This is a genomic window from Arthrobacter flavus (genome assembly GCF_039526005.1).
GTDB lineage: Bacteria > Actinomycetota > Actinomycetes > Actinomycetales > Micrococcaceae > Arthrobacter_D > Arthrobacter_D flavus.
In genome coordinates this window covers 42,594-60,834 of the sequence record NZ_BAAAIJ010000036.1, presented here as the reverse complement: position 1 = coordinate 60,834, position 18,241 = coordinate 42,594, and the positions used below count along the sequence as shown (strand labels likewise).

Annotated in this window: 16 protein-coding genes; 13 read left to right on the top strand and 3 right to left on the bottom strand. The window is 65.7% G+C overall.

Annotated elements, in window-relative coordinates:
* The first annotated feature begins 1 nt into the window (after nucleotide 1).
* The 4 genes from ABD059_RS09380 to ABD059_RS09365 all read left to right on the top strand — a co-directional run bounded on the left by ABD059_RS09380 (nucleotide 2) and on the right by ABD059_RS09365 (nucleotide 4,642).
* On the top strand, nucleotides 2–2,923 hold the full coding sequence (locus tag ABD059_RS09380; RefSeq protein ID WP_343879362.1) for an FtsK/SpoIIIE family DNA translocase: 2,922 nt from the start codon (nucleotides 2–4) through the stop codon (nucleotides 2,921–2,923).
* Nucleotides 2,924–2,932: 9 nt separating this feature from the next.
* Nucleotides 2,933–3,556 (top strand): CDP-diacylglycerol--glycerol-3-phosphate 3-phosphatidyltransferase, encoded by a 624-nt coding sequence (gene pgsA / locus ABD059_RS09375; RefSeq protein WP_343879360.1) that lies wholly within the window; start codon nucleotides 2,933–2,935, stop codon nucleotides 3,554–3,556.
* An 11-nt stretch (nucleotides 3,557–3,567) separates the two neighbouring features.
* Entirely contained in the window at nucleotides 3,568–4,080 is a 513-nt protein-coding gene (locus ABD059_RS09370) for a CinA family protein (RefSeq protein ID WP_343879358.1), read from the top strand.
* A gap of 121 nt (nucleotides 4,081–4,201) precedes the next feature.
* Nucleotides 4,202–4,642, top strand: coding sequence for a helix-turn-helix domain-containing protein (locus ABD059_RS09365; protein ID WP_343879551.1), 441 nt, complete (start codon nucleotides 4,202–4,204; stop codon nucleotides 4,640–4,642).
* A 64-nt stretch (nucleotides 4,643–4,706) separates the two neighbouring features.
* Here the strand turns inward: ABD059_RS09365 and ABD059_RS09360 are convergent, their stop codons facing one another.
* Nucleotides 4,707–5,180, bottom strand: a complete 474-nt coding sequence (locus tag ABD059_RS09360; RefSeq protein ID WP_343879356.1) for a MarR family winged helix-turn-helix transcriptional regulator — start codon at nucleotides 5,178–5,180, stop codon at nucleotides 4,707–4,709.
* Between the two features lie 98 nt (nucleotides 5,181–5,278).
* Here ABD059_RS09360 and ABD059_RS09355 point away from each other — a divergent pair, with 98 nt between their 5' ends.
* The 7 genes from ABD059_RS09355 (at nucleotide 5,279) to dapF (ending at nucleotide 12,626) form a co-directional block, all read left to right on the top strand.
* Entirely contained in the window at nucleotides 5,279–5,497 is a 219-nt protein-coding gene (locus tag ABD059_RS09355) for a DUF3046 domain-containing protein (RefSeq protein ID WP_343879354.1), read from the top strand.
* Between the two features lie 190 nt (nucleotides 5,498–5,687).
* Nucleotides 5,688–6,761 (top strand): recombinase RecA, encoded by a 1,074-nt coding sequence (gene recA, locus ABD059_RS09350; RefSeq protein WP_343879352.1) that lies wholly within the window; start codon nucleotides 5,688–5,690, stop codon nucleotides 6,759–6,761.
* A gap of 6 nt (nucleotides 6,762–6,767) precedes the next feature.
* Nucleotides 6,768–7,589 carry a regulatory protein RecX gene (locus tag ABD059_RS09345; protein ID WP_343879350.1) on the top strand — a complete coding sequence of 274 codons (822 nt, stop codon included), beginning with the start codon at nucleotides 6,768–6,770 and terminating at the stop codon, nucleotides 7,587–7,589.
* Between the two features lie 112 nt (nucleotides 7,590–7,701).
* Nucleotides 7,702–9,102, top strand: coding sequence for an aggregation-promoting factor C-terminal-like domain-containing protein (locus ABD059_RS09340; protein WP_343879348.1), 1,401 nt, complete (start codon nucleotides 7,702–7,704; stop codon nucleotides 9,100–9,102).
* 122 nt (nucleotides 9,103–9,224) lie between these two features.
* Nucleotides 9,225–10,745 (top strand): tRNA (N6-isopentenyl adenosine(37)-C2)-methylthiotransferase MiaB, encoded by a 1,521-nt coding sequence (miaB, locus tag ABD059_RS09335; RefSeq protein ID WP_343879549.1) that lies wholly within the window; start codon nucleotides 9,225–9,227, stop codon nucleotides 10,743–10,745.
* Nucleotides 10,655–11,677, top strand: coding sequence for a tRNA (adenosine(37)-N6)-dimethylallyltransferase MiaA (gene miaA / locus ABD059_RS09330; protein ID WP_343879346.1), 1,023 nt, complete (start codon nucleotides 10,655–10,657; stop codon nucleotides 11,675–11,677). Before miaB ends, miaA begins: the two co-directional genes overlap by 91 nt.
* 4 nt (nucleotides 11,678–11,681) lie before the next feature.
* Nucleotides 11,682–12,626, top strand: a complete 945-nt coding sequence (gene dapF, locus ABD059_RS09325; RefSeq protein WP_343879329.1) for a diaminopimelate epimerase — start codon at nucleotides 11,682–11,684, stop codon at nucleotides 12,624–12,626.
* A 55-nt stretch (nucleotides 12,627–12,681) separates the two neighbouring features.
* Here the strand turns inward: dapF and ABD059_RS09320 are convergent, their stop codons facing one another.
* On the bottom strand, nucleotides 12,682–13,290 hold the full coding sequence (locus tag ABD059_RS09320) for a class I SAM-dependent methyltransferase (RefSeq protein ID WP_343879327.1): 609 nt from the start codon (nucleotides 13,288–13,290) through the stop codon (nucleotides 12,682–12,684).
* 241 nt (nucleotides 13,291–13,531) lie between these two features.
* On the opposite strand from ABD059_RS09320, the gene hflX reads away from it, so the two are divergent.
* Both hflX and ABD059_RS09310 read left to right on the top strand, forming a co-directional pair.
* Entirely contained in the window at nucleotides 13,532–15,076 is a 1,545-nt protein-coding gene (gene hflX, locus ABD059_RS09315) for a GTPase HflX (protein WP_343879325.1), read from the top strand.
* Nucleotides 15,069–17,099 carry an ATP-dependent DNA helicase gene (locus tag ABD059_RS09310; protein ID WP_343879323.1) on the top strand — a complete coding sequence of 677 codons (2,031 nt, stop codon included), beginning with the start codon at nucleotides 15,069–15,071 and terminating at the stop codon, nucleotides 17,097–17,099. Before hflX ends, ABD059_RS09310 begins: the two co-directional genes overlap by 8 nt.
* 51 nt (nucleotides 17,100–17,150) lie before the next feature.
* Here ABD059_RS09310 and lexA read toward each other — a convergent pair whose 3' ends face one another.
* A complete protein-coding gene (lexA, locus tag ABD059_RS09305; protein WP_343879547.1) occupies nucleotides 17,151–17,807 on the bottom strand; it encodes a transcriptional repressor LexA in 657 nt (218 codons plus the stop codon).
* Nucleotides 17,808–18,241 lie beyond the last annotated feature (434 nt).

The window sequence follows — 18,241 nt, the reverse complement described above, 5'->3', positions numbered from 1 at the left end:
TATGGCGACTCGTACTTCCCCGGGCCCCAGAGGTTCACAGCAGTCGCGCGGTAAGAACACCTCGGCTGCTGCGCGTTCAACTTCGGGCCGTAGCGGCGCAAACAAAAGCGGTGGCAACACCCGGCAACCCACCAAACAGCAGCCCGCGCTGCCCGGGGACACGCTTCCCCTGCCCCTGCGCGCACTCCGGGGGCTGTGGATGGGGGCCGCCCACATGGTCGCCTCAGGTATCCGCAAGTTCGGGCACGACGTCCATCCGGACAAGGAGCTCCGCCGGGATGGCACCGGCCTGTTCCTGATGATCCTCAGCGTGGCTGTTGCCGCGGTCGAGTGGTGGGCGCTCACGGGCCCCGGCGCCGATGCGGTGCACGCTGTCGCCGCTGGAACGTTCGGTTGGATGGCGCTGCTGGTGCCGTTCATGCTGCTGATCGGCGCGGTGCGCCTGTTCAGGTATCCGGAGAACCACCGGGCCAACAACCGGGTGGGCATCGGGATGACCATTGCCCTGTTCGCGGGTTCAGGTATCGCCCACCTCTCGGGTGGAGCTCCAGCCCTTGCCGACGGTTTCGAACGCCTCTGGCAGGCTGGAGGAGTGGTCGGCTTCCTCGTGGCTGGCCCGCTCAGCGGAATCCTGACCGAATGGCCAGTGATCGTGCTGCTCTCGGCACTGATCTTCCTGAGCCTGCTCATCATTACCGCCACCCCGTTCCGCCACATCCCCTCCCGGCTGAGAGCCCTGTATGAGCACCTGATGGGCCAGGACCTGATCGAGCAGGACCAGCAGGGCACCAGGGACCGGGGATCGGACCCGGCCACTGAAAAACACGATCAAAGCTACCTCGACGAGCGTCACTCAGCATCGGGTAGGAAACCCAAACGCAAGATGCGCCTCTTCGGGCGCGACCGTGCTGCCGACCGTGCCCAGGCCGAGCTGGACGGGTATGTCGGTGATGAAGCGTTCGAGCGGGCTGTCCTGGCCGACGACGACGACGAACAGCATCAGGCTCAGACGCACCAGGGAGCACCGGTTCCGGCCGAACCGCGGGTGCCACCGGGCGTCCGTCGGCCCACCCAGCAGGAACGCGCCACCGAGAAAATCAAACAGGATCACGGCATCCCCGCAGATCCCCACGAGCGCGCTCACGACCCCGGCGGCAACCCTGAACCGGCCACCGAGGCAATGGCGGTCCTCCCGACCCCCGCGCCCCAGGTGCCGTCCAACCCGGTGCAGCCGCAGATCCCGCCGACCCCCATGCCGCAGCGCACCGAGCAGCTGCAGCTGGCCGGCGACGTCACCTACACCCTGCCGCCGTCGGACTATCTGCCCGCCGGGACCCCGCCCAAGGAACGGTCCGAAGCCAACGACTCGGTGGTCGCAGCCCTGACCCACACCCTCGACCAGTTCCACGTCGACGCGAAGGTGACCGGGTTCTCCCGCGGACCCACCGTCACCCGCTACGAAATCGAGCTGGCGCCGGGCACCAAGGTGGAGCGGGTGACCGCGCTGTCCAAGAACATCTCCTACGCCGTCGCGAGTTCCGACGTCCGCATCCTGTCCCCGATTCCGGGCAAGTCAGCCATCGGCATCGAGATCCCCAACACCGACCGCGAAACGGTGTCACTGGGCGACGTGCTGCGCTCCGGCAACGCCCGCAAGACCGATCACCCGATGGTGATGGGCGTGGGCAAGGACGTTGAGGGCGGGTTCGTCGTCGCGAACCTGGCCAAGATGCCGCACCTCCTGGTCGCCGGCGCCACCGGGGCGGGCAAGTCATCGTTTGTGAACTCGATGATCACCTCCATCCTGATGCGTTCCACCCCCGACGAAGTGCGCATGGTGATGGTCGACCCCAAGCGGGTGGAGCTCACCGCCTATGAGGGCGTGCCGCACCTGATCACGCCCATCATCACCAGTCCCAAGAAGGCCGCCGAGGCGCTGCAGTGGGTCGTCCGTGAAATGGACACCCGCTACGACGACCTCGCCAACTACGGCTACAAGCACATCGACGACTTCAACAAGGCAGTCCGGAACGGGAAGGTCATCCCGCCCGAGGGTTCCAAGCGCGTGGTGCGCCCGTATCCCTACCTTCTGGTCATCGTCGATGAGCTCGCCGACCTGATGATGGTCGCCCCGCGCGACGTCGAGGACTCGATCGTGCGCATCACCCAGCTGGCGCGCGCCGCCGGCATCCACCTGGTCCTCGCCACCCAGCGGCCATCGGTCGACGTCGTCACGGGCCTGATCAAAGCCAACGTTCCGTCCCGGATGGCGTTCGCGACGTCGTCGGTGACCGACTCCCGCGTGGTCCTGGACCAGCCGGGCGCCGAAAAGCTGATCGGCCAGGGCGACGCCCTGTTCCTGCCGATGGGCGCGTCCAAGCCGATGCGAGTGCAGGGCGCCTGGGTCACTGAGTCCGAAATTCACCGGGTGGTGGAACACGTCAAGGGCCAGCTGAAGGCCAACTACCGTGAGGATGTGGCGGTCGAGGCACCGAAGAAGCAGATCGACGACGACATCGGCGACGATCTCGACGTGCTCCTGCAGGCCACCGAGCTGGTGGTCACCACCCAGTTCGGTTCTACGTCCATGCTGCAGCGTAAACTGCGCGTCGGCTTCGCCAAGGCGGGCCGGTTGATGGACCTGCTGGAGTCCCGCGGGGTGGTGGGCCCTTCGGAGGGCTCAAAGGCCCGCGATGTGCTGGTCAAACCTGATGACCTGGCGGCGGTGCTCGGTGCAATGCGCGGTGACGGACCCGTGTCCGTCCCGGACGAGCCAGCGGCGGCGGGCGCCGGTGCGTCCTCAGCCCCGATCGACCTGGTGGCTGACGACCTCGAGTCACGACGCCAGGCGGGTCAGTACCATGACGGCTCGGACGACGACGATGACGGCTCCACTGACGCCTGGAGCCTGACGGGAAGGTAGCCTTGTGCCGTGAGTATTCCTCCGGCCAAACAGGTCCCTACGCTGAACATTGCCAACGTCCTCACGGTGGTGCGGATCCTTCTGGTCCCGTTCTTCATCTGGTTCCTGCTCCTGGACGACTCGGCCGACGACGGGTCCGGGCTCTTCCGCTGGTTGGCGGTGGCGGTGTTCGCCGTCGCGATCTACACCGACAAACTCGACGGTGACCTGGCCCGGAGCCGGGGACTGATCACCGACTTTGGCAAGATCGCCGACCCGATCGCCGACAAACTGCTGATTGGTGCAGCACTGATCCTGCTCTCGGTCCTGGGGGAACTCTGGTGGTGGGTCACCCTGGTGATCCTGATCCGCGAACTGGGCATTACCGTGCTGCGGTTCGCCGTCATCCGCTACGGCGTGATGCCAGCCTCCCGGGGCGGGAAACTCAAGACGGTCATCCAGACCTTCGCCATCTTCCTGTACCTGCTGCCCCTGGCCGGGGTGCTGGGGGACTGGTATTCCTGGGTCGCCATTGCGGTGATGCTCGCAGCTGTCGCCGTCACCGTCGTCACCGGGATCGATTACATCATCCAGGCGATCCGGCTCCGGCGGGACGCGCGGTCAGCCCAGCGCCCCGACAGCCCGACGTCGTAGGCGTGGAGCCAATGGAATCGCCAGGTCCCGCTGGGCCTGCCGCCGAGGTGATCCGTCTGGCAACCGCCTCTCACCTCACCATCGCCACCGCCGAGTCCCTGACTGCCGGGATGGTCAGCGCAGCGCTCGGCTCGGTGCCGGGTGCATCCGCGGTGCTGCAGGGCGGGGCGGTGACCTACCAGAACCAGATCAAGGTGGACGTTCTCGGCGTCGATCCAGCGGGGATCGCCGCGACCGGGGCGGTTGACGCCGTCGTCGCCCGCCAGATGGCAGAGGGTGCGCGGCGTGTTTTCGACGCCGATCTGGGCGTTTCCACCACCGGAGCTGCGGGGCCCGAACCACACGCCGGCAAGGCGGTGGGCACCGTTTTCGTGGCAGTAGCGTCACCCGGCGGGACGAGGGTGAAGGAGTACCTGTTCGATGGCGACCGGGAGTCGGTCCGGAGGCACGCCTGCAGCGCCGCGCTGGATTTGCTGCGTACCGTGTTGCGCGACCGGGACGCAGGGAACAAATCCCAGGACTGAACAGTTATCATTACTGTCAGCCATTGAACAGGTTGACGGCTTAGGCTTGAACCTACCAAGCCGGTACGCCTCCCTAAAGGAGACACCGGATCAATTGCAACGAGGGAGCATGGCGATTCAGATGGTAAAGCAACCCGTATCCATTAACGGAGTAGTCCGTTGGCGGGATGTGGGGTTGGCGGAAGATGCACAGCGCAAGCCGAAGGAGCGCAAAATGGTAGTGCTACGCCATGAGATCGGCGACGTCCTGCGGGACGTCCGTCAGCGGCAGGGCCGCACGCTGCGCGAGGTGTCGCATAGTGCCCGAGTCTCCCTTGGTTACCTCAGCGAGGTAGAACGGGGCCAGAAGGAAGCATCCTCTGAGCTCCTGTCCTCGATCTGCACCGCGCTCGATGTTCCGTTGTCCCTCATGCTCCGCGAAGTCAGTGATCGTCTCGCCGAGGCAGAGGGCGTCTCAGTCCCTGACACGGTGCCCCAGGAATTCGCCCGGGCGTTTGTCGAGGACATCCCGGCTGACCTGTCCGAGGATTTCAGTCGCGGGCTGGCCGCAACGAACCGCTAACCCAGCGCTCACAGTTATTTGACTGAAGCCCGCCGGAACATTCCGGCGGGCTTCAGTGTGTCAATCACCAGTTGTCTTTGGTGTACGTCTCATTGAGTTGGGCAATCAGGGTCCCCAGCGTGGTGAGGTCCTTGACATCCCAGTCCTCCATTAGGTTGTGGAACGCTTCCTTACGCGCGGTCTGGGCGGTGACCAGCTGCTTCGAGCCGGCGGGGGTCAGGGTAATTGACTGGGCCCGGCCATCGAGCGGATCGGCTTCCTTCTGGACCAGACCGAGTTGTTCGAGCATCGCGATCTGCCGGCTCACCGATGGTTTGCCGACGCCGATACTCGCCGCAATGTCGGTCAACCGCATGCCGCCCTCCCGCTGAAGGATCACCAGCAGGCCATAGGCGGCCGGTTCCATGTCCGGGTGGACGCGCCGAGCTACTTTGTAGGAGTTCGATCGCGCCCTCCGCCACAGCATGCTCAGTTGTTGTTCCAACGCCTGGATGGCAGTGTCTACGGCGGGATCGGCTTCACGGTGCTCGGCTGTCATGTGGTTCATTCTATGGTTACGCGCACAATCGCTCATCAACCGGCCCGGAATGCGGGCAAACGACCCAGCCACCTCCCGGACAATGAGAGGATTGGAACATGCGCACCAGTGCCTTTTGGCGGCTTATGGATGACGAGTTCGGCGGGGGATACTCCCGCACCCTGGCCCGAACGATAGTTCTTGCGGACCTCGGCGGACGTACCCCCGAGGAGGCGCTGGGCGCAGGGATCAGCCCCCGTGACATCTGGGTCGCGGTGTGCGACCTGCAGGATGTGCCGCCCGAGCGCCGTCTGGGCAAAGACATCACCCCCAAGTAGCCGGGACAAGGCACCTGACACGCCGCCGAAAATATTCGAATACTTGTTCGGATAGGACTATCATTTCTAACAGACGGTAATCGTGGTTATCCACATACGCCGTGAAGCTTCTCAATTTGTCAGTGCCCCGGGCTACGGTCGAATTGAACACGAAAACGGCCGCAACGGCCATAACCAACCGAGGTGAATAATGGCCGCACCAGCAGACCGCGAGAAAGCTCTCGAAGCAGCACTTGCGCAGATCGACAAGCAGTATGGCAAAGGCTCCGTGATGCGCCTGGGTGATGAGGTACGCGCCCCCATCGAGACGATTTCCACCAGCTCCATTGCGCTTGACGCCGCACTGGGCATAGGCGGACTTCCCCGCGGCCGGGTTGTCGAAATCTACGGGCCAGAGTCTTCGGGTAAGACCACATTGGCGCTGCACGCCGTCGCCAACGCGCAGCGTAACGGCGGCATCGCCGCATTCATCGATGCTGAGCATGCCCTCGACCCCGAATATGCGAAGCGGCTCGGCGTCGACACCGATGCACTCCTGGTCTCCCAGCCGGACACCGGTGAGCAGGCGCTGGAAATCATGGACATGCTGATCGGTTCCGGATCGATCGACGTGATCGTCATTGACTCGGTGGCTGCCTTGGTGCCCCGCGCGGAAATCGAGGGCGACATGGGAGATAGCCATGTGGGCCTGCAGGCACGCCTGATGAGCCAGGCGCTCCGGAAGATCACGGGCCGTCTCGCGCAGAGCAAGACCACAGCTATTTTCATCAACCAGTTGCGCGAGAAGATCGGTGTGTTCTTCGGTAGCCCCGAGACCACCACGGGCGGTAAGGCGCTGAAGTTCTACGCCTCCATCCGCATCGATGTGCGTCGGATCGAAACGCTCAAGGAGGGTGCGGTTCCGGTAGGAAACCGGACCCGTGCCAAGGTCGTCAAGAACAAGATGGCGCCGCCCTTCAAGCAGGCCGAATTCGACATCCTGTACGGCTACGGAATCTCACGCGAGGGCGGTCTGATCGATGTAGGAGTCGAGAACGGCCTGGTGAAGAAGTCCGGCGCCTGGTTCACCTACGATGGGGACCAGCTGGGCCAGGGTAAGGAAAATGCTCGGAAGTTCCTGCTCGACAACCCGGACCTGACCGACGAGCTGGAACGGCGCATCAGGGAGAAGCTGGGCGTTGGCGCTGCTGCCGAGGATGCGACAGTCGAGCCCAAGGCGAAGGCTGAGCCGAAGCTGAAAGCGGTCAGCGGAGAGAACCGCTAGCCGGCGATGCCTTTCGGACAGAACAACGGTTCCCGCAGTGGATTGAACTCACGGCGGAAAACCGGTGCCGGTTCCGCCGGGAAGGCTACTGGCCGGTCAGAGACCGGCTGGGGCGCCAGCGACGGGACGTCCGGGGCTGGAACGTCCGGGGGTGGATGGAAGCCACGGGGTCGGCAACGCGCCCGCGCTGGGTCGGGTGCCTTCGGGTCTTCCGGTTCGGCCTCGGAGGTAGCTGCCACGGGTGCGTCCGCGGCTGAAGAATCCGCGGCGGAAACTGCAGGATCTGGAAGGGGAGCCCCGGCACCCGATCCGGACCCGTACGCGACGGCCCGGTCCATCGTGTTGCGGCAGCTAACCCTCGCGCCCAAAAGCCGGCATCAGCTGGCCGCGAAACTTGCGGAGCGGGACGTGCCCGCAGAGGTGGCGGTCGCCGTCCTGGACCGCTTTGAAGAAGTCCAACTGATCGACGACGCAGAGTTCGCGATGATGTGGGTGCGCAGTCGGGCAGCGACCCGATCCCTGGCCAGGAGTGCCCTGAAGCGCGAACTGGCCGAGAAGGGCATCCACGGCGAGATCGCCGAGGAGGCTCTATCCCAGGTGAGCGACGATGAGGAACGGGACGCCGCGGAACAGCTGGTGCGCCGAAAGCACCGCCCCGCGGCCATGGGTACAGATCGTGCCGCTCTCGACAAGGAGACGCGGCGGCTGGTGAGCATGCTCGGGCGTAAGGGATACAGCCCGTCGTTGGCGTTCGGTGTGGTGAGATCGGTGCTCGACGACGTCGCTGCCGGCGCAGCTGACGACGACGCCGAACCTGATTTTCTCTGAGCAGGTCCACTGGCGCGGCACCTGCACAGTCAGCCGTTATCCATTCGTTCCCTGGAACGGCCGGTTGAGGTCTAGCGGACCCAGAACACCGAACTGTAGGCTGAGCATCCTTATGATCGGACTGGGGCGAGGGTTGACTGCTGCACGGACGGGCGCTGGTGCAGCGTTGGCCGTGATGCTCCTTGGCGCTTCGCTGCTTACCTCGATCGCCCCGGCCGCAGCTCAGGATTTCCCGACCTGGGACGACATCAGGGCAGCCAAGGCTGATGCGTCAGCGACCCAGGCCCAGGTCGACGAGATTGAAACCCTGGTGGAAGGGCTTCGGTCTACTGCCGCCGCACTCGGCGACACCGCTGTCAGCTCAGCGGCTGATCATGCGCAGGCCGCAGAGGAACTGCGGGTGAGCGAACGGCTCTCCGACACGCTCGCCGAACAAGTTGCCAACGCCGAGGCCCAGTCCGCGGACCTGCACCGGGCAGCCGGCGCAGCCGCTGCCCTCTCCTACAAAACCGGATCCACCAACACCTCGATGCTGGCACTGCTGGATCCGGAGGGCACCATGGACCTGCTCGACCGCCTGATGATCCTCGAAACCGTCACCGACCGGGCAGCCGGTTCCTATAACGATGCGGTAGCCGCCGAGCGTGAGGTCGAATCGCTGCGGGACCGCTATGACGCCGCCACCCAGCGGCACCGCGAACTGACGGTCGAGGCAGCCGAACGGTTACGCACGGCCCAGCAGGACGACGCCGCCGCCCGCACCTCGGTGCAGGAGCAGGAATCCCGGGCCGCCGAGCTCTTCGAGCAGCTCGCCGAGCTGAACGACACCACGGCCGACCTTGAAGCCGACCGCATCCAGGGCCTGCAGCAACAGGCAGCCTTCCGTGAGCAGCAAGCGGCCGCGGAGGCGGCAGCCCTGGCCCGGGCAGCGGCCGAAGCCGCGGCGGCAACGACGGCGCCACCGCGGGCTCCTGCACCGCCGGTCATAGCGGGTCCCGCGCCACAGTCTCCAGCGCCACAGTCTCCAGCGCCACAGTCTCCAGCGCCTCAGTCTCCGGCGCCTCAGCCGATACCCATACCTGGCCCGGCTCCTGCCCCGCCCCACGCTGAGCCGGACCCCGGGAAAGCTCCAGCGCCCGCTCCATCTCCAGCTCCAGCTCCGGCTCCGGCGCCCGCTCCAGCTCCGGGCCCGGCGCCAATCGTCGACGATCCGGCCGGAGCGCAGGCCTATGCTTCGTCGCGGCTGTCCTCGTTCGGGTGGGGTGGCGGCGAGTTCCAGTGCCTGGTCAACCTGTGGAACAAGGAATCCCGATGGCTGACCAGTGCCAACAACCCGTACAGCGGGGCCTACGGTATTCCTCAATCCCTCCCCGGCAGCAAGATGGGCGGCGCCGGCGCAGACTGGCGGACGAACTACCGCACCCAGATCGAGTGGGGCCTCGGCTATATCTCCGGTCGATACGGTTCGCCGTGTGCAGCCTGGCAACATTCGCAGCGGATGAACTGGTACTGACCGGTTCGCAACGGATGAACAGGGCTTCCTGATCCCGTCGATTGTGGGGGTCAGCGCAGCACACGTACCCTTAACGGGTGAGTCTCATTACCCCAACCCTTCCCACAGGTCCCGCCGCTGAACTGGCCGGTGTTCCTGGCGCCTCGGCTTCCGGAGCGCAGCGCACCTATGAGGTTCGCACCTACGGCTGCCAGATGAACGTCCACGATTCGGAGCGCATCTCCGGTCTCCTGGAGGCTGCCGGCTACGCTGCGGCAACAGATGCACAGGCCGACGTCGTCGTGTTCAATACCTGCGCCGTCAGGGAGAACGCCGACAACAAGCTCTACGGCAACCTCGGCATGCTCGCCTCGGTCAAGGAAAAGCACCCCGGCATGCAGATCGCAGTCGGCGGCTGTCTCGCCCAGAAAGACCGCGACACCATCCTCAAGAAGGCTCCCTGGGTCGACGCGGTGTTCGGCACCCACAACGTTGGTGCCCTCCCCGCGCTCCTGGAGCGGGCCCGCCACAACAACGAGGCCCAGCTGGAGATCCTGGAGTCTCTCGACGTCTTCCCCTCCACGCTCCCGACCAAGCGCGACGCCGTCTACTCCGGGTGGGTGTCCATCTCGGTGGGCTGCAACAACACCTGCACCTTCTGCATCGTCCCCGCCCTGCGCGGCAAGGAACGCGATCGGCGGCCGGGAGAAATCCTCGCTGAAATCGAGGCGCTGGTGGCAGACGGCGCCATCGAAGTGACGTTGCTGGGCCAGAACGTCAATTCCTACGGGGTGGAGTTCGGCGACCGGGGTGCCTTCGCCAAGCTCCTCCGCGCCTGCGGGAGCATCGAAGGTCTCGAACGGGTCAGGTTCACTAGCCCCCACCCGGCAGCCTTCACCGACGACGTCATCGACGCCATGGCCGAGACCCCCAATGTGATGCCCCAACTTCACATGCCCCTGCAATCGGGCTCCGACCAAATCCTGAAGTCAATGCGCCGCTCGTACCGGTCATCGAAATTCCTCGGCATCCTGGACCGGGTGCGGGCCAAAATGCCCCACGCCTCGATCTCCACCGACATCATTGTCGGTTTCCCAGGAGAAACCGAGGAAGACTTCCAGGCCACGCTCGACGTCGTCGAGAAGTCCCGCTTCGCCACCGCCTTTACTTTCCAGTATTCCAAGCGGCCCGGCACGCCTGCCGCCGACCTGCCGCACCAAATTCCGAAGGCAGTGGTGCAGGAACGGTTCGAACGGCTGACCGCCTTGCAGGATCGCATCGCAGCCGAAGAGAATGCCCTCCAGCTCGGGCGGACGGTCGAACTGATGGTCACCGCCCAGCAGGGCCGTAAAGCCAGCGAAACCCACCGTCTCTCGGGCCGGGCCCGTGATCAGCGCCTGGTTCACTTTTCGGTGCCCGACGGCGTCGAACCGCCCCGCCCCGGCGACCTGGTCACTGTCACGGTCACGGAGGCTGCCGCCTTCCACCTGGTCGCGGACCCCACAGGGCCAGCAGCTCTTCACATCCGCCGGTCCCGGGCCGGCGACGCGTGGGATCGGGCGCAGGCCGATTCATGCGGTGTGCCAGCGCCCGGCGGGTCAGCCGCCGGCCCAGCTGGTGCCGTGTCGCTGGGGATGCCCTCGCTGCCGGTCCGCGGCGCCTGACGGTGCTTCCCGCTGCGCCCGCATCCTTGCCCCTGATCGCCGTCGTCGGACCCACCGGGTCCGGCAAGTCATCGCTCGGCATCGAACTCGCGCGCAGGTTCAACGGCGAAATCATCAACGCCGACTCGATGCAGTTCTATCGCGGCATGGACATTGGCACCGCCAAGGTCAGTCTTGACGAGCGGCAGGGGGTACCTCATCACCTGCTCGACACGCTCGACGTCCGGGAGGAGGCCAGCGTCGCCGCCTACCAGGAACAGGCACGGACCGCGATCGACGCTATCCGGGACCGCGGCAGGGTGCCGATCCTGGTGGGCGGGTCGGGGCTGTACGTTCGGGCGGCCCTTGACGTCCTGGAGTTCCCTGGCACGGAGCCGGGCATCCGGGCCCAGCTGGAGGCCGACCTGGCCCGCGACGGCGCGGGCCTCCTCCGTGAGCGTCTCGCGGCAGTGGACCCGATCTCCGCCGGCCGGGATCTCGATGACCGCCGGCTGATCAGGGCCCTCGAAGTGTACGAGGTGACCGGCCGCCCGTTCAGCTCCTTCATGCCGCAACGCCTGTACCACCAGCCGGCACTGCAGCTGGGCCTGCGGGTGGACCGGCCGGTGTTACGTGAGCGCCTGGCTACCAGGGTCCACACTATGGTCGAGGACGGCCTGCTCGACGAAGTGGCACGCCTGGACCAACAGGGGCTGCGGAGCGGTCGGACGGCATCCCGGGCCCTGGGATACGCCCAGTTCCTGCAAGTCCTTGACGGTGAGCTGACCACGGAACAGGCAGCGAGCGACACCATCGACGCGACCCGGCGGTTTGCGCGCCGCCAGCTCACCTGGTTCCGCGCCGACCCACGAATCATGTGGCTCGACTGGGAGGATCCGCTCCTGGGCTCACGGGCCGCGGACCACGTCCAGCAGACCTTCGGCCTATCCTAGACACGTGACTACTCAACCCGACGCACAGGTTTCACTAGCACCGACCGCCCTGAGTGGTGTCGCTTTCACCAAGGGCCACGGCACCGGAAACGACTTTGTCCTGGTCACCGACCCGGACGGTGAGCTGGAGATCGGGCCCGACGCCGTCCGCACCATCTGCGACCGGCACCGTGGCATCGGCGCGGACGGGTTGATTCGCGCGATCAGATCCCGCCACCTGCCGGAGGGGCGGGTGCTGCTCCAGAGTGATCCGTCGGCCGAATGGTTCATGGATTACCGCAACTCGGATGGCTCGCTGTCGGAAATGTGCGGCAACGGCGTCCGGGTCTTCGTCCACCTGCTGGTCTCCGCAGGGCTGCTCAGCCTGGCCGAGGGGGCCACGGCGTCGATCGCCACCCGCGGCGGGATCAAGCTGGTGGAACGGTCCGCCGATGGTTACTCGGTGGATATGGGTCCCTGGGAGTTCATCTTCCCCGATGCTGCAGCATCACGGGCGACCGATTCCCTGGTGGAGGCCGATGGGCTGGAGGTTCCGCGGCCTGCCCTGTCCATCAGCATGGGCAACCCCCACACGGTCGTGGCACTGGCTGAGCCTGCCGAGCTGGATGCCGCACTGCTGTTCACCGCGCCGGTCGTCGACCCAACGCCCGTGGACGGGACCAACGTCGAATTCGTGGTGCCGTATGATCCGCTGGTGCACGACGGCGTCGGGCGCGTCAGGATGCGAGTCCATGAACGCGGCGTGGGCGAGACCCTGTCCTGCGGGACGGGGGCGTGCGCGGCGGCGGCGGCCACGAGGTTCTGGGCCGGGGCTGAAGCGCCCCTCACCTGGCGGGTTGAGGTGCCCGGCGGCGTCGTCGGCGTCCGCTTCCATGCTGGACCTGACGGGCGTGAACACGTCAGCCTGAGCGGGCCAGCCGTCCTGGTGGCGACCGGCACCCTCCTCTGAGGACTCCCAGACAGGCCCGCGGTGCGCTGGCGGTGAGGTGTCAAGCGGAGGAATTTCAGGCGGTGAGGCGTTCCACCCTGATAATCCTGAACGACTTTGAGGTAGCAGTGCGGGACACCTCGAACCCGTCGGCCAGCTGATCCGCAATCCACTTTTGCAGCGAGTCAGCGCCGAGGTTCTTCTGCACCACCAACCAGGCGGACCCGCCGGGGGACAGCCGGGGAAGCCACTTCAGCAGCAGGGCGTGCAGCTCGTCCTTGCCCACCCTGATCGGTGGATTGGACCAGATGGTGTCAAAGGTGGCGGCGGCGTCGACCTCTTCCGGGCGCTGTGCCAGCACCTTGCCCAGCCCCAGCAGTTTCGCGTTCTCGGCGGTCAACGCCAGGGCCCGTTCGTTGACGTCGACGGCGACCACTTCGGCGTCGGGCGCCAGCAGGGCCATGGTGAGTGCCAGCGGACCCCAGCCGCAACCGATATCGAGCATCCGCGGGCCCACCGGATCGGGCGCCTCGGCGAGCAGGATGCGGGTGCCTTTATCGATCCCGTCGGAGCTGAAGATGCCCGAGGAGGTCACCAGGGTGCGCTCCACTCCAGCCAGTACCGTGCGGAGCGGTTTGCGGGTCTCCGGGCCGGACGGCTGGGCGCTGAAGTAGTGGGAATCCATAACAAACCAGCGTAGTCGAGCCGCCGACGGTTTCCGGAACCCGGTCAACCCCGGATCCGTGAGCAACCTGGACATCCGTGAGGGAGATCTCGGCCACCAATGTCCAGGTTGGTGCGCCCGGTCCACTTTGCTCACCGATTAGGCACGCACCGTCAGCGGAATCAATTGCGCGCTCAGTGAAGTGCCTCACCTGATCCGGACCGGGGCGACTACCATTGAAGGACACCACTTTAGGGAGCGTATGACCACGAATAACGGGGGACCGGCGACGCCGGAACCAGAGATCGGCCCAGCCGAAATTCAGGCAGTGATTGATCGGATCCTGGCTAAAGACGAGGCGGCTGCCGCGAAGGGCGCGGGCAATCGTTTCGTTGGCGTCTCATCCGGGCACGACGACGAACGCTCGTCCTACGACGGCGACCAGCAGGACCTGGACGAACGGCGCGCTTTGCGACGCGTCGCCGGACTTTCCACCGAGCTCGAGGACGTCACCGAGGTCGAATACCGGCAACTCCGCCTTGAGCGTGTTGTCCTCGCCGGGCTGTGGAGTGAAGGCACCTCCGAAGATGCCGAGAACTCGCTACGGGAGCTGTCAGCGTTGGCGGCCACCGCCGGATCCGAGGTCCTCGACGGCATCGTCCAGCGCCGCCTCAAGCCAGACCCCGGCACCTTCCTTGGCTCGGGTAAGGCCCAGGAGCTCAAAGACATCGTGGTCGCCACCGGCGCCGACACGGTCATTGTGGACAGCGAGTTGTCCCCGTCGCAGCGTCGCGGGCTTGAAGACATCGTCAAGGTCAAGGTCATTGACCGGACCGCGCTGATCCTCGACATCTTTGCCCAGCACGCGAAGTCGCGAGAGGGCAAGGCCCAGGTTGAACTGGCCCAGCTCGAATACCTGCTCCCCAGGCTGCGTGGTTGGGGCGACTCCATGTCCCGGCAGGCAGGCGGCCAGGTCGGCGGCGCCGGTGCGGGTATGGGTTCCCGTGGACCCGGCGAAACGAAGATTGAACTCGACCGGCGGAAGATCCGCACCCGGATGGCGAAGCTGCGCCGGGAAATCAGCGGGATGAAACCAGCCCGGGAAACGAAGCGGGCCAACCGCCGTCGTAATGAGATCCCCTCGGTCGCCATCGCTGGCTACACGAACGCCGGCAAATCCTCGTTGCTGAACCGCCTCACCGACGCTGGCGTCTTGGTGGAGAACGCGCTGTTCGCCACCCTGGATCCGACAGTTCGTAAGGCAGAGACAGCCGATGGGCTGGGGTACACCCTCGCCGATACGGTGGGGTTCGTCAGGTCGCTGCCCACCCAGCTGGTGGAGGCCTTCCGCTCAACGCTTGAGGAAATTGCCGACTCGGACCTGATCCTTCATGTAGTGGATGTGTCGCACCCCGATCCGGAGGGGCAGATCGCCGCCGTGCGGGAAGTGCTCTCGGAGGTCGACGCCCGCAAGGTCCCCGAAATCATTGTCCTGAACAAGGCCGATGCCGCGGATCCGTTCGTGATTGAACGCCTGCGGCAGCGCGAGCCCCGGCACGTGGTGGTGTCAGCCCGGACGGGCGAGGGGATCGCCGAGCTCCTCGAGGCTGTCAGCGCCGCTATTCCCCGGCCGAGCGTGAAGCTGACCCTTCTCGTGCCGTACGAGCGCGGCGACGTCGTCAGCCGGCTGCACCAGTCCGACGCCGAGATTCTGACCCTCGAGCACGTTGAATCGGGCACCCGACTCGACGTCATGGTCCGCGAGGGTCTTGCCGCCGATCTGGAGGAATTCCGCCAGCATGCCTGACAGCGGTACCACGGGGCCGCTGGAACTTCTTGATGCCGCCGTCGAAGCCATGGGCGGCGAGAACCGGGTGGGTCAGCATGAGATGACCCAGCGGGTCGCCGAGGCGTTAACAAGCGGGGACCACCTGCTGGTGCAGGCGGGCACGGGCACCGGTAAGTCGTTGGCCTACCTGATCCCGTTGATCTCCCACGCCCTGACCCACGACAAGCCGGCCATCGTCTCCACCGCCACACTGGCGTTGCAGGCCCAGATAGTCGGACGCGACGTACCCCGGCTGTTGAAGGCCCTCAAAGGCAAGTTGCCCCGCCCCGTCGACGTGGTGCTCCTCAAAGGGCGCGGCAATTACGTCTGCAAGCACAAAACGGGCGGGGGATTCCCCGAAGAGGGGGCACCCGATGCGCTGTTTAGCCTTGGCGAGGACACCGCCGCACCGCACCCTTCCGCCGGCCCGGCCACCCCGCTGGGCCGCGAGGTTGTCAGGCTCCGGGAATGGGCCGAAACCACCGACACGGGAGACCGGGACGAGCTCACCCCGGGTGTGAGCGAGCAGGCGTGGCGGCAGGTATCGGTGACCAGCATGGAGTGCCTCGGCGCACAAAAGTGCCCGGTCGCTGCGGAATGCTTCAGTGAACGGGCCCGGGCGAAGGCAGGTGACGCGGACATCGTCATCACCAACCACGCGATGCTCGCAATCAGCGCCTTCGAAGGGCTTGCGGTGCTGCCCGAGTACGACGTCGTCGTCATCGACGAAGCCCACGAACTGCATGACCGGGTCACCGGCGCGGTCTCCGGCCAGCTGTCGGCGGGGATGATCTCCGCGGCCGCGTCGGCCGCACGGCGGCACCTGTCAATCGCCACCGAGGCCCTCGACTCCGCCAACCGCTTCTTCGAATCGACCGTCACGGCGATTCCCACGGGATTGATGGCCGCCGGACTCACCGAGGAGCAGGAGACGGCGATCACCCAGGTCCGCGAAGCCTGCCGGGCAGTGCTCTCGGATGCCAAGGGAGACGGGCCGACCCCAGCCGACGGCGGACGTCAGATGGCAAAGTCCCATGTCCTCGCCGTCTTCGAACTGTGCGAGCGGCTGCTGACGGCCACTCCGGCCGGGGAGGTGCTCTGGGCATCACGGCCCAGCACCTTCTCGCCGGGCACCGGGTATTCACAGCCCGACGACGACGCCCCCGCGACCATCAACATTGCTCCGCTGTCCGTGGCTGGGAAGCTGCGGGAGGGATTGTTCGCGGATCACACAGTGGTCCTGACCTCGGCAACGCTCGCCATCGGATCCGAGTTCGGGCCGGTTGCCGGTTCGCTGGGTCTTGCGGGTGCCTCGGCGCCGTCGTGGACCGGCGTCGACGTCGGCAGTCCTTTCGACTATCCGAAGCAGGGCGTGCTGTATGTCGCGAAGGATCTGCCCAAGCCGGAGCGGGGCACCTCACCTGAGCAGCTCGACGAACTGGAGGTACTCCTCAAAGCGTCACGGGGCGGAGCGCTGGGACTGTTCTCTTCCCGTCGTGCTGCCGAGGACGCGGCCGAAGCCCTGCGCCCCCGGGTCGACTTTGACATTCTGTGCCAGGGCGAATCGTCAATGTCAGCGCTGGTCAAACAGTTTTCGGAGGAACCGGACACCTGCCTCTTCGGCACCATGTCACTCTGGCAGGGCGTCGATGTGCCGGGCCGGTCCTGCAGGCTGGTCACCATCGACCGTATTCCCTTCCCGCGCCCCGACGACCCCCTCATGACTGCACGCACGCGGGCCGTGGCGAAAGCCGGCGGAAATGGCTTCATGAGTGTCTCGGCGACCCACGCGGCCGTCCGGCTCGCCCAGGGTGCCGGCCGCCTCATCCGCGCGGCCGAGGACAAGGGGGTGGTGGCCATTCTCGATTCCCGGCTTGCCAACGCACGCTACGGATCCTTCCTGCGTGCCGCGCTGCCGCCCTTCTGGTCCACCACTGACCGCTCGACGGCGGTCGGCGTCCTGAAGCGACTGGCCGGCAAACCCACACCGCCGAATAGCTAGCGCCGGTGGGCTCCGGCCCTTCTAGCCTGCCAGAGCTAACTTCCCAGCGGGTTAGAGGGCGCGCATCACCGAGACAACCTTGCCCATGATCGTGGCAAGGTCTCCCAGGATCGGCTCGTACTGGGTGTTCTGAGGGAGCAGCCAGGTGTGGCCGTCACGTTGGCGGAACGTCTTGACCGTCGCCTCGTCGTCGAGGAGTGCGGCCACAATGTCACCGTTCTGTGCCTCCTGCTGGCGGCGGACCACTACCCAGTCACCGTCGCAAATGGCGGCGTCAATCATCGAGTCGCCATAGACGCGCAGCATGAACAAATCGCCGTGACCCACCAGTTGGCGGGGTAGGGGCATGACGTCTTCCACCACCTGATCGGCCAGCACCGGCCCACCGGCGGCGATCCGTCCCACCATCGGGACCATTGCTGCATCGATTGCGCCGCCGACGTCGGGCAGCGTGCCGCGGTCCGATCCTTCGTCACCACTGCGCTGATCGTGGTCAAGGGTCAGAGGCAGCAGAATCTCCATGGCGCGAGGGCGCTTGGGGTCTCGCCGGAGGTACCCCATCCGTTCCAGCTGCGACAGCTGATGCGTGACGCTGGAGAGGCTGGCGAGCCCCACCGTGTCCCCGATCTCCCGCATTGAGGGTGGATAGCCGTTGGTTCCGATCGCTCGCTGGATGGTCTCAAGGATCTTCTTCTGCCGGGGCGTCATGCCCTTGGGCACCTGACGGCCACGTGGGCGGCCACGGGTTGGTAGGGCTGCCGGGGGAATGTCTGAGCTCTGCTCGCCCAGTGGTTCGGCGGACTCTTTCACGGTCGCTGTCCCTTCGATAAGAATCCATGGACCCCGGCAGATCCCTGTGTTTTGGGGGCCGAGCTTATTTTGTCAGTGGCGGATGATGTGCTGGTTTCTGCTGGATCCCGAACCTTCATCCTTGCCCTAACGGTATGGGAGTTGGAACCCGTTTTCAAACATTTGTTCGATCGTGTCTCGACAAAGTTCGTCAATCAGTGCTAAAAATAAACCAGCAGTAATTCGAAGATAAGTTCGAACAAAACGGGAATGGCCGGTTTTAGCTCGAACATCTTCTTCAACCTTCAGGGTTGGTGCCGGATTCATACCCCGGCACCGAATGGACTGATTCG